Source organism: Paenibacillus sp. 2TAF8 (genome assembly GCF_052114825.1).
Taxonomy (GTDB): Bacteria; Bacillota; Bacilli; order Paenibacillales; family Paenibacillaceae; genus Paenibacillus.
This window is the reverse complement of sequence record NZ_JBFRFN010000015.1, coordinates 72,789-84,854: the sequence shown is the minus strand read 5'-3', so window position 1 is coordinate 84,854 and position 12,066 is coordinate 72,789. Positions and strand designations below refer to the sequence as shown.

The 12,066-nt window shown below is 45.1% G+C and carries 10 protein-coding genes; 2 read left to right on the top strand and 8 right to left on the bottom strand.

The genetic code is table 11. From position 1 onward, the window contains the following. Positions 1-8: 8 nt before the first annotated feature. The 3 genes from AB4Z30_RS20835 to gpr all read right to left on the bottom strand — a co-directional run bounded on the left by AB4Z30_RS20835 (position 9) and on the right by gpr (position 2,913). The gene (locus AB4Z30_RS20835) at positions 9-365 is read right to left on the bottom strand and encodes a DUF3679 domain-containing protein (protein ID WP_441929382.1); all 357 of its coding nucleotides are present in this window, start codon (positions 363-365) and stop codon (positions 9-11) included. 97 nt (positions 366-462) lie between these two features. Then, positions 463-1,755 carry a stage II sporulation protein P gene (locus AB4Z30_RS20830; protein ID WP_441929381.1) on the bottom strand — a complete coding sequence of 431 codons (1,293 nt, stop codon included), beginning with the start codon at positions 1,753-1,755 and terminating at the stop codon, positions 463-465. 156 nt (positions 1,756-1,911) lie between these two features. Then, positions 1,912-2,913, bottom strand: coding sequence for a GPR endopeptidase (gpr, locus tag AB4Z30_RS20825; protein WP_441929380.1), 1,002 nt, complete (start codon positions 2,911-2,913; stop codon positions 1,912-1,914). 176 nt (positions 2,914-3,089) lie between these two features. Between gpr and rpsT the strand changes: the two genes are divergently transcribed. After that, a complete protein-coding gene (rpsT, locus tag AB4Z30_RS20820) occupies positions 3,090-3,362 on the top strand; it encodes a 30S ribosomal protein S20 (protein ID WP_090914815.1) in 273 nt (90 codons plus the stop codon). Between the two features lie 192 nt (positions 3,363-3,554). Here the strand turns inward: rpsT and holA are convergent, their stop codons facing one another. From holA to AB4Z30_RS20805, 3 genes are all read right to left on the bottom strand, one after another. Further along, a complete protein-coding gene (gene holA / locus AB4Z30_RS20815; RefSeq protein WP_441929379.1) occupies positions 3,555-4,571 on the bottom strand; it encodes a DNA polymerase III subunit delta in 1,017 nt (338 codons plus the stop codon). A 258-nt stretch (positions 4,572-4,829) separates the two neighbouring features. Continuing rightward, a complete protein-coding gene (locus tag AB4Z30_RS20810) occupies positions 4,830-6,122 on the bottom strand; it encodes a zf-HC2 domain-containing protein (RefSeq protein ID WP_441929378.1) in 1,293 nt (430 codons plus the stop codon). After that, positions 6,119-6,667: an RNA polymerase sigma factor gene (locus AB4Z30_RS20805; RefSeq protein ID WP_154983218.1), complete on the bottom strand. Its 549-nt coding sequence runs from the start codon at positions 6,665-6,667 to the stop codon at positions 6,119-6,121. The genes AB4Z30_RS20810 and AB4Z30_RS20805 overlap by 4 nt, the downstream gene beginning before the upstream one ends. A gap of 349 nt (positions 6,668-7,016) precedes the next feature. On the opposite strand from AB4Z30_RS20805, the gene AB4Z30_RS20800 reads away from it, so the two are divergent. Then, positions 7,017-7,319 carry a hypothetical protein gene (locus AB4Z30_RS20800; protein WP_441929377.1) on the top strand — a complete coding sequence of 101 codons (303 nt, stop codon included), beginning with the start codon at positions 7,017-7,019 and terminating at the stop codon, positions 7,317-7,319. 211 nt (positions 7,320-7,530) lie between these two features. Here the strand turns inward: AB4Z30_RS20800 and AB4Z30_RS20795 are convergent, their stop codons facing one another. Then, positions 7,531-9,003: a S8 family serine peptidase gene (locus tag AB4Z30_RS20795; protein WP_441929437.1), complete on the bottom strand. Its 1,473-nt coding sequence runs from the start codon at positions 9,001-9,003 to the stop codon at positions 7,531-7,533. A 7-nt stretch (positions 9,004-9,010) separates the two neighbouring features. After that, positions 9,011-11,920, bottom strand: coding sequence for a ComEC/Rec2 family competence protein (locus tag AB4Z30_RS20790; protein WP_441929376.1), 2,910 nt, complete (start codon positions 11,918-11,920; stop codon positions 9,011-9,013). Positions 11,921-12,066: the final 146 nt, after the last annotated feature.

Genomic DNA, 12,066 nt, shown 5'->3' with positions numbered 1-12,066 from the left:
ATCTGCTTCTATTCATCTACTCCGCCAAAAAGAGAGACAACCCACTTGATGCCGCTGTTTGACAAGTTTTGCAGCAATCCGGCCGTTTTCTCCGCCAAAACATCCACAGGAGCCTTGTGCTGATCCGCACCTAACACCTGACTTGGGGTCTGGACAGGAACGAATGGCTTCTTAACCTCGGTCTGCACAGGCTCAGCGGTTACAGGTTTATTTTCCTCAGGAGCGGGTTCTGTGGTCGCCACTACGGGGACACTTTCCACAGAATTTGTATGCTGAAAACCACTGCCTGCCAGCTGCATGCCAAGCAGAACACCGAGTAACATAAGCACACAGACAGACAGCATTTTTTTGCCGAATCTGGACATCTCACAAGTCTCCCCTTTCCATGAATGGCTAATCTAATAAAACTTCGTTTCATCGGATGCCTGCATATTCTCTAGGTGTTGCGCGTCTGCAAACAATTTATCCACCCTTGGATACGGGCTTTGCACTAGCTTTATCTACGTTCTGCTCGTTCCAATATACTTCGGCGATCATATCGGCTAAAATTTTGGAGGTTCGTTTCAACTCGGCTGCCGTATTGTCAATGCCACCGATCTCGATCAAAATGCTATTCGGGGAAAGGGTCTGATTATATTCTCCATTGTTGCCTCCTCCACCATTCTTCCCCCATACTCCTCGGGACACTCCCGGATATTTGGATTCAAGCTTTTTATGAATCTTTGCGGCAAAAGCTTCGTTCTTACGCCAATTCGGATTCTCATGTCCAATAATAAAATAAACCTTGGCGTAACTCTGGTTACCGATCGTTGTTGTCGTTTTTTTATGCCGCTGGGAATCGCGGTGAATATCAATTAAATATGTCAGCTCATCATTCTGAGCAAGCGCCGCTTTGACAGTCTGTCTCGAATATTTATAAGAGAAGTTCCAGTTATAGTCTTTGATTTTCGTCTGATAGTCTTCCTTTGCATGTTCTACACCAACCCCCAACTTCTCTAAGCTATCCGATAGATAGGTGCCCACTTGAAAAACATTACCTGTCGGCTTACCAGAGGAAGGGTTATCGCTATTAATACCTAGCAGTGGATTATATCCTTCACGCGGATGAGAGTGATAAATAAGCACCGACTTTTTAGTGATTGCCGAGTTGCCCTTGCCTTGTCCACTTCCCCTGGAAGGTGGTTCTCCATTTACTGCACCTTTCCCTTGATTATCCTTACCGGAAACATCTGGTTCATCCTGGCCTGGCGGGACATGCAATCCACTTCCTGGTTTCCCTTCACCTGAGGAAGCTGTTTCCGTAATCCCCGGACCTGGCTGATAATCTTCTGGTGCTTCTGCCTTGGTATTGCCAGAGCCGGGACGGAGTAGGACAGGTTGATTCGCGCCCATACCAGGCATTTCACGTGCGATTAAACTTTTGGGATCTTGAGGATTCACATTAGTAAGTAATTGAAAAACAAATGAGGTCAGATTTTCACCGGAAATCGCGGCATTCTGCTCCTTCTGGGTAAGATGAGGTACTTCCATGCCTAACATATCGACAAAGAAGCGGCTTGAGACCGAACCTGCAAATCCTTTCATTGAAGAAACAGAAGAGGTGTTTAACCTTTTTTCCGCCATGCCTCCGAGCCCAAGTGCAACAAAAAAGAGGGCGGATATAATCATAAGCAGCAACAGTGTACGGCCCATGGCCAGCACGTGCAGACATCTTTTTTTCCACTTGCCGATGTTCCATGCCAATATCTTGTTCATTCTTATGTCTCCTTCCCTTGCAGGACAACTCTTATACTTCAACTCTATGAGCGTGTGCAATTTGATAGAACAGGAAATAGAAAGATAAATAGAACAAAAAAAGAAAGTCCGATAGATTCGGACCTTCTTCTCCGTTCCGTATAAGGCGGTATGCTCTTAATGGGTATAAGCTGCAACGTTGCCAGGATTAACTGCCTCATGCAGAGCTGCATTAAGTCCAGTTGCAATAACATTGGCGATGCCTTCAATGAATTCATCTATTTCTTTCGGTGTGACGATCAGGTCATGTCCTAGCGGTTCTAGCACTTCTTTTACCAGACTCAAACGATCCGATTCACCGATGTCATCCAACATGCCCATGATTTGCTTGGTCTGATCAGTTTCCTGACGAAAGTGGGAACGCATCATTTCGATGACGTTGTTCACAATGGTCGAAGCATAACATACCGTTGGCACACCAATGGCAATACAGGGAACACCCAGAATCTCCTTCGTTATCCCACGTCGTTTGTTACCGATGCCTGAGCCTGGATGGATACCAATATCAGCTACCTGAATCGTTGTATTTACGCGTTCAAGAGATCGGGAAGCCAGTGCATCGATGGCGATAATCGCATCCGGACGGGTTCGCTCCACGATGCCCTGCACAATGTCACTGGATTCGATCCCAGTTGTACCCAGTACACCCGGAGCAATAGCGCTAACCTCACGGTACCCTGGCGCAACCTGATCCGGTACCAATTCAAAATACTGACGGGTAACCATCAAATTCTCCACCACCAACGGACCGAGAGAATCCGGAGTGACTTTCAGGTTACCGAGTCCTACGATCAGCACCTTGGAATCTTTTCCAATACCGGCCTTCGTCATAAATGCTTCCATTTCTCGTGTGAATTCGGCGGCCACCCGTTCCTGCAGTTCAGTATCCCCATTGCGAAGGGATGGCACCTCGAGTGTGACATAATGGCCTTTGACACGTCCAATGGCTTTCGCTGCTTCATCATTTAAAACATCAATTCGGGTGATGGTAATGCCGTCTTTGGAATCCACATCTTCACGCAGTCCGGGAATCGTCTGCCTTTGACTACCTTGGGCCATTTCTTTGGAATCGATGGCCAAATCCGTACGCACAGTATAATTTTGCAAATCCAGTGTCATATGTGTCTCTGCCTCCCTTATTACATTTGAGCATATTGTGTGGGAAAAAGGCTGGCTTTATGCAACATGCCGAAGAACGATGCAAAATCTGTTGCAATTTATATGCTAGCGTGATAGAATATTTTAAGTTGTGAAACGTTTGTATTCATGCGAATGCCTTACAGGAGGTGAATGTAATGCCAAACATCAAATCCGCTGTTAAACGCGTAAAAACGAGCGACAAGCGCCGCGCACTCAACGCTTCTCAGAAGTCTGCACTCCGCACAGCTGTTAAAGCTGCTGATGCTGCTCTGGTAAGCAACGAAGTTGAAACTGCTAAAGCTGCGATTCAAGCTGCTTCCAAAAAGCTGGACAAGGCTGTAACTAAAGGTCTGGTTCACAAAAATGCAGCTGCACGCAAAAAGTCTCGCTTGGCGAAAAAACTGAACGCTCTTTCCGCACAAGCGTAAGAAGCGTTACTTATACGAACCAATGGAAAAATCCTGAACAGCATGGGCTTTCAGGATTTTTTAGCATCTGTTCCGCCAAGTAAAAGAACATACCCTAAAAAAACAACCTGAATACCTCCGATCTTGTGTTGAACATCAACATACGGAGAACATTCAGGTTGTTTTTTTGTTTTTTTGGATCTTAATATTCTGTTATGCACCAAGTCTTAACAAAAACAACTCCAGACCAAGTACCTTATCTACAGCTCCTGTTTTCATCTGATAATCAAGCTCACTCAAGTGACTGAGTATCTTTCTCAGACGGTCAGCTTCGAATTTCCGAGCCTGTTCCCCGGCAATTTTTACAGCATAGGGATGTAAGCCAAGTTGACTCGCGATCTGTTGCTGAGAGTAGCTCTGCTGCCCAAGCTCTTTAACCTGAATCATAATGCGGAATTGACGGGCAATTAGCGCTGCAATCTTAATTGGCTCTTCCCGCTGCTTCAAAAGTTCATAGAAAAGAGCCAATGCCTTTTCCAGTCTCAAGTTGGCCAGTTCCTCCACCAGTGCAAATACGTTCTGCTCCGTACTCCGAGCCACAAGTGATTCGATATCTGCACGCCGAATTATCCCCCCTTGGCCTGTAAACAAACAAAGCTTGTCCACCTCAGCAGATAAGGCTTGCAGCCCAGTCCCCGCGTAACTAATCAATGTTTCTGCTGCTCCGGGTTCAAAGGTTACCTCACGTTGTTTCGCAAGCTTGGCAATCCATTGGATCAATTCTTCCCCACTCAGTGGCGCAAAGGCCAGAACGACAGCCTGTTTCTTTGCCGCTTTTACGAGTTTCTTCCGTTCATCCAGCTTGTCTCCTTGTGCTAGAAAAACGATCGTACTGTAATCAGCCGGGTTATCCATATATGTAATCAAGCGATCCACCTGATGTTCTATTTTGGATTCTTTTCCTGCGGTAAACAAGCTGGTGTCTCTGACAATAATCAATTTGCGTGGAACGAGAAAAGGGACCGTTTCTGCTTCTTCAACAACAGCCTCAATCGGTGTTTCAGCGAGATCGTAGGGGATAACCGCAAAATCCTGGTGCTCCTCTTCAATGACATGTGTTTTTAACAGCTCCGTAAATTGCTGTATCTGGTACTTCTCCGTTCCATACAGCACATAAATTGGCGCAGTGTCTCCGCTGCGTATTGCCTTTGTTGCGCTCTTTACATCCATTCACCGTGCCTCCTTATCCCTCTTATCCTACCAGAAAAAACACAAGACAACAAAGGGACCTTCATCCGGTTATGGATAAAGGCCCCCTGTTCTGCATCTATATAAACGCAGGCACAGCCATTCTAGAAATAGCCGGCATGCGGTCATACGACGTCAGATGTTGGATCAGAGATAGAATGTTCTTTAGTTATATCCAGTATATGCTTGTCATTCCATAAGGTTCATTCTATTTCAATGAATGAAGCCATTATTCAGAAACTATTTTGCAGGTGGCACATTAGATGATGCGTTCACTTTGAAAGTGTCCTTAGTCATCGTTCCGTCTTTGTCCATTTCATATTCAAACTGTAAGCTGTCTTTGGACCAACTCCCCGACTTTAGAGCACCATCAACATTCCGCTGTTCAATTAGATTCAGAACATCGGGATCATTCGCTGATTTTGCATAAACACTCAACTGGTCACCCATCAGCATCACAACATAAGAACCATCAGGTGACTTCCATTCTTTAGTTGTTGTCGGTGCCGTAATCCCTTGCTCAGGAGCCAGAAGTCCCTGGTGCCCTCCAGCAGCATCACCAGATTCTGTTCCTGTACCTGAATTATCAGCTTCATTGCCTTGGGCTGGGGCATCCTGGTTAGGAATGATCGTTTGAGCCGTAAATGTATCGTCTGACTTATCGTTTGAATCGGACGCACTTCTTTCATTTGGAGAGGAAGCATTACCATCTTCTACATCCTGCTTTTTTTGCTCCGTTCCCTGATTTGGATTCATGCTTTTCTCTTGATTATTGGCCGTGTCTGAAGGAGGATTTGAACTTGCCTCTTGTTTACCTTTATCAGAAGAACCTGCATCCTCCGTGGAAGGTTTAGCTGATTCTTGATTATTAGAAGCATCTGGAGTTTTCAGTTCGGTTCCGTTGCTTTCGTCAGATTGATCGGCTTTTGGTTGCATAGAACCTTCGGTCACCGGATCGTTTGACGAGTCAGGTGCAATTCTACTTCCTTCTGCTTGGTTAGTTGAATCTACTTGATCGTTATTCACTTGCATACTCAGCGCGGACTGCTCCTCACTATTGCTATCTTGTGAGGCCCCCGATCTTATCATCACAGAATCGGCATTCTCAATCTGCTCTGGCTGATGCCCCCAGATGGCAAATCCTAATATAACAGCTGCAGCTGCTGCACCCACGGACATACGTCCTGCCATCGAATTAAACCATTTTGTCTTCGCTTTCTGCTCACTTGAACTTGAACGTTGCAAATTCTCAAATGCCGCAGGGACAGGACTCATCTCTTGCACGGTACTGCTCTGTTCTTTACGCGCTTCGTCGATTGCATCCAGTTGAGGCATAATTGCGTCAACCAGACTGAACTTCGGGCTTACTTGCGGCAATTCTTCCAGTTCCCTGGACAGAGCTCTGAGCATACTAAAATTTTCAGCGCACTCCGGACACTTGGCCACATGCTGTAGCATCTGCGTCGTTTCCGCCTCGCCCAGATCATGATCCAGATACCGGTGCATCCATTCCACCACCTCTTCACATTTCATCCTGTCACACCACCTTTCTGATACTCCTGTAGTAGATTTTGTAACTGTTGTCTGGCTCTAAATAAGTAAGACTTCACCGTATTTAGCGGAAGATCGAGACAATCCGCAATTTCGTTATAGGATAAATCTTGCAGATATCTTAGAACAATGACGGTCCGATGATGCTCAGGCAACTTGTTGATCGCTTCCTGTATGTCCTTGGCTACATAAGTGGACATCACTTCAAACTCTACATCCTGCTTATCCTGAAAAACCATTTCATGTTCATCAATAGACACAGATGGCTTGGTTCTTCTGAACTTGTCGATGCAGATATTAGTCACGATGCGTTGCACCCAGGTTTTGAACTGGGCTTTTTCTTCATAAGAGTTAATCTTGGTGTAAATTCGGATCAACGCTTCCTGCGCAGCATCCAAGGCGTCCTGTTCATTATTTAGAATGTAATAAGCGGTACGATAGACATGCTGTTCAATCTCCCGCAATAGGGTAATTAGAGCGTCGCGATCGCCCGATTGAGCGGCTCTGATGAGTTCCGGCTCTACCACAAAGGATCCCCCTCTCCCTGCAACCTTACTGACGTGATCATCGATAAAATTGTTGCAAAGTTAAGTATATTTTAATTTTCCATCACAAAATAACGGCTTATGTATAAGGGCCGCCGAATCTTATCTTAGAATAACAGAAAATGCAAACGTAGTCACCAAACGTCTGTCATCTCGGATTCCAGTACTTACACGACTCAAAACAAATGCAATGGCATACATTATGGTTAAGTACTTTTGAAGGCTTAAAAATAAAAAAAGTCGAAATTTGTCCAAATTTAAGTTTATTTTAATGCTTTTTTCATGAAAATGGTGTATTGTAAATTTACATTCATAAGACGAGGTGATGAGCATGCCAGCTCTAGCAAGAATTCAAGAACTAAAAGAACAAATGCCAAAGGAATATCAAAGTATCTCCCACTTTGTGGAACATGCCCTGCAATCCATTGATACTTTGGTTGAGGAACACCGGAAATACGTAGCTGCGCAGGCGTTGTACGGCGATAAAATTGTCGGATCGGAAGAACGCTTGTACAGAGAAACAGTACTGGATGTCAGAGCACAGTTACTGGCGACACTGGAAAAAACGGTTGAAGATATTCTGCACAAAGGCGATAAACATTGGGATAAACATTTCAAGGACGGCGTGGAGTAAATAATATTTCATTTATATTCAATCGACAGAACAGATATGAAAAAGGGTCTCTTTACCATTATTCTTCTTTGAGGAGAGTAATGGCAAGGGGCTTTTTTATACTTACAGTTACAGCTAAAGTAATGACCAATTTCACTCCAAGTTTTATGCATTATCAATATATTCACATTTATCAACCTATTAATTCCAATAAGCATTAGGTTGTAGAGTATCATTGTTGAAGAGACAGCCATTGTAGTATATGTTCTGCCTTTTCATGTATCTGTTCGGGAACATCCGTCTTTTCCAGCTGTGGGAATCGCTCTTCGTATTTGTTGAGATATTCGCTCACACACCATCGTACTGCCCAGTTGCTATCGGTAGCATAAGGTATCCAAAAGAAAACTTCCAATTCATCACTATCTTGTAACAATCCATAAGCATACCAGCCACGTACACCCCCTTCTTGCTCTTTGCTCAGCAATTCCCAAAACATGTCCCTTTCCTCCGCATCTTTCGGCTTCCCCAGAGCATGAACTGCTATTTTCCTAATGATGGAGCTTGGGTCTGCGGAATGTGCCCATAGTTCCATTCTACTTAATTCTGCTTGCCGGATAAAACGCGAGAATTCTACCCCTCTTTCGATTTCATTCATAGTTATAATGGAGAACTTGAGATGATCTGATTTTATCCGAGGTTCGTGATAATTTTTTCCCTTCGTTTGCAAACTTGAATCCAGCGTATTTACAGCCCTACCTACATTTATTCTTGGCGCACTGTTCTCATGATCCACAACCAGATCTGCATTTCCTACCAAAATACGACGTAACTCAACTGCATCTAGTTGGGGATACTTCGAAAACAAATAGGCTGCAACACCTGCTATGAGCGTTGCTGAGCCGGAAGTCCCACCGAAATACGAAACCTCTCCTACAGTAGTTGCTGATTCACAAAAAGGCACAGTCAAATGAAGCCGCGGTGCTAAAATATCTGGTCTGAAGTGTCCATCTCCATTCCTGCCAAAAGGTTCATCTGGATAGGGGATGTGCATATGACGATTCTTGGTCCCACGGTCGTGATAACCCCCCACTGTGAAATAGTCAATTGGCGGCATAATATTTCCTAATCGTGTGTTTCCGTTTGAACAAACCACAAGAACACCTTGCTTGACTGCAGATTGTAATGCTTGCACGGTGGAATACTCATGACTTTTTTTCAAAAGAACCAGGTTATCCGAAGCATGCCAGCCCGTGCACAAAATTATTCTGATATTCCAGCCTTGCTGCTCTAATATCCAATCCACGCCTGCTTTTAAACGCTCACCTTCCCCTTCCATAAACGCGCCGTGGTCAAGCACAATAAAATAAGCAGCGGGAGATATTCCTATATGTGTTTCTCCATTTATCTCAAATGGCTCATGGGATAACGCCAGTACAGTTTTTAAACCATGTACTCCAAGTTCCGCATCTTCCCCACCCGAAAAAGAGCTGCTACCGGATTGGGCAACAATATCATCGTTGCATTGCACAGACAAATCATGATTCACAGTAATATACTTGAGCCGCTCACCTAAATGACGAATAGCAGGATGTGGCCTTATTTGATCAATAATAATTACACCGATATGTTGACCCGAGTTTTCAAATTCCGGAGGTTCAGGAAAACCCAGTCTGGCCCATGTTGGATCAGGAATTATATTTTCCATAGTCACCCTAATCACCCCCTTCATTTTTATTCTGTAACAGCTTATACCGCACATCGATCTCCCCATCTTTCACCCTCATCTGTACTTCTCCCATCTGGTCCGTTCGATAAATTTCAGACCCCATCGCTTCCAGACGTTTCATCACTCCCGGGTTCGGATGACCATAGGTATTGTTTACCCCCGCAGAGATTAATGCCGCTTTTGCATTCCAATACTGAAGCCATGCTTCTGTAGAGGATGTTTTGCTACCATGGTGAGCTACCTTAAGCACATCTATTGATATATGTGGTAGTGATTGCGGTACGTAAACCACTGAGGATGAAATATCATTTGTACCTAAACCAGCTCCCCCGTCCATCCATTCAGGTACAACACTTGCACCCATTTTGTTATTTCGAACTACTGCCTCCGCCGCATCTTGAACTTCTTGTTGAAATGAGTTTGCAAGCGAACCGTCCTGAATGTCATACAGCACGTTCTGTTCCGTTGCTGCTTCCATATCTCCGGTGAATAGCATCGACGTGCCCGCCATCTCTAGTAAAAATACAACCGACTCCCCGTTCTGATTCTCAAGAACAGGAATACCTCCTGATGGATCACCCAACTTACTCCGCTCTGGTGAGATAAAATATAAAGCTGTCTCCTGATCTGGCTTATAGGTCATGCCCTGATGTATAGCGAATAGCGGGATTTGGCGTTGAACCGCAGTATCCAGCAGATGATTGAATTTCTCTTTTCCACTCGTCGTTCCATTAAACATCAAGCTTTTCACTGGAATCTGTTCAAGTACAGCCTGCAGCCCACCAGCGTGATCCTGATCCGCATGGGTCACAATAACCGCATCGAGTTGATGAATGCCTCTCTTTTTCAATAATGGAACAACGACCTTAGCGCCTACCTCATACGGATCACGCCTCGTTTTCCACGAATGTTCACTGCCTCCAAAATTAACCGTACCACCGCCGTCTACAAGAATATGTTTGCCCTCTGGCGTAGTAATTAGAGTGCTATCTCCCTGACCAATGTCCAGAAATTGCACCACACCTGTTCCCATCGGCCGCGGCGTCTGATATGCCCACCATAATCCGACCGCTAAACTGATCGCAAGCACACCACATAACAATTGCTTAACTCTACTCATGCGCACTTCGCTATAGAAGCCTGCACCCTTTGACGTAAAAGCACTCGCATACTCAGGCCAAGCGATGCTGGCACCGAGAGTAGTGAGTGAACCTTGACCCGGTTCTGCCGCTTGAGCAGCGGTACGCCTATGCATACCCAGCGGAGATGTATCCTCTTCTCCAGCATGGATATGATGCGGCTTATGACCACCGTCCCTCTGATAAAGCAAATAAAGTAACACATACAAAATTACATAATAGGCTACGATCCATAATAACGAAGGTGTCGGCCAGATCATTACAAAACCGGGCAAACTGTTCATCCATTCCACACTAAGAAAGGTTAGTTTATTCAGCTGGATAGCTATCCATGCCAGAAGTTTCGCAACCGGGAACCACACAAAAGAAAAAATCATTGCAACTGTCCCTAAAGGAAGCACGACCGCACTGATCAAAGACACCAGCAAAAAGTTGGCTGCAAAGGACAGCAATGAGAACTGATTGAAATAAAGAATCGTCACTGGAAAAGAAATCAGTTGGGCTGTTACCGTAACCGAAGCTGTCGCAGCCAGCGATTTGGGCCATTTGCTGAACAACCTGTTGATAAGCGGCATATAAATCATCAGCCCCGCGGTCACCAGAAAAGAGAGTTGGAAACTGACATTTAATAAAAAATAGGGATTCCACCAAAGCATCAGCAAAGCCGCTGCACTTATAATCTGAATTCCATCTCTGGCAAATCCGCGCTTCGCCATATACAGACCAATCATCGACATGATGCCTGCCCGAATGACAGATGGAGACCCACCCGAAAGCAATACATAAGCCGGCACGAGAACCAGCACTATCGTTAAAGCTGTCTCTCTGGTTAATTTCAGCCATGATAAGAGCATAAGTAATGAAGCAACATACACCGCAACATGTGTACCAGAGATGGCAAGGATATGGGTGAGTCCGAGTTGAGAGAATTGACCGTACGTATTCGGATCAATATCCTTCGCCATGCCGATGATCAGCCCTTTCATGTAACCGGCATGCGGCTCAGGAAACAACCGATCCACCGCTGAACCGAGCAGTTGTCTTGCCGAATCTGTCCAACGCAGTATATTTATTTTCCCCGGTCCTTCTGGAGACACAGCAGTGATCGAACTGGCTCCCTTCACCTTGACCATCCAATGGATATACTGCGTCCTTAGATAGCTACGATAATCAAATCCCCCAAAATTTCTGGCTTCACCTGGAAGAGCCAAAGAACCGGACAGCGTCAGCTTGTCTCCTCGCTTCCAAGAAGCTGCTGTTTCTTGTTCCTGCTTCTCCATTAATCGAACTTGCACGATGACTCGTTCATTCATTTTGGCCAAAGGCACTTGTGAAGTTAGAATTCGAGGTGAATTGACATCATCATCAACCATCCTCTCTGGTTCTTGATTCAAAACTAAAGATGAAATCTGCATCTCAAAACTAGCCCGATCCCCATCTACATTTACATCAGATACAAGTTCCCCCTCCATTTTGGCCTGAGCCCCGTCGATTACTTCAGTAAAACGATGTAAATATTCTGGCAATGTACTGTAATTCCGAGAATCATTCCATTCCCATTGGACGATACCACCTGCAAAAGCGATGATTAAAAGAAGAATGGACCACCCACGGATATTCATAAAATACAGCAAGAGCGGAAGGCATGCCATAGCCCCCACCATTCCCCAAATTAACGTCCATCCTGTCAGCACACATGCCATGCCGCTTCCGCACAGCCAGAAGATCGCTATGCGAAGCAATGGTCTGCCATTCATCCCGGCTCGCCTCCCTTCTCCTTAAAATAAATACACAAAAACCTCCGGAAGCCTATTCAGGCTTACCGGAGGTTCTTCCCCGTAATTATGAAACTCACCTTGTAAAACATATCCCTGTTTTAACCTGCTCTAATGCATCTTGACGC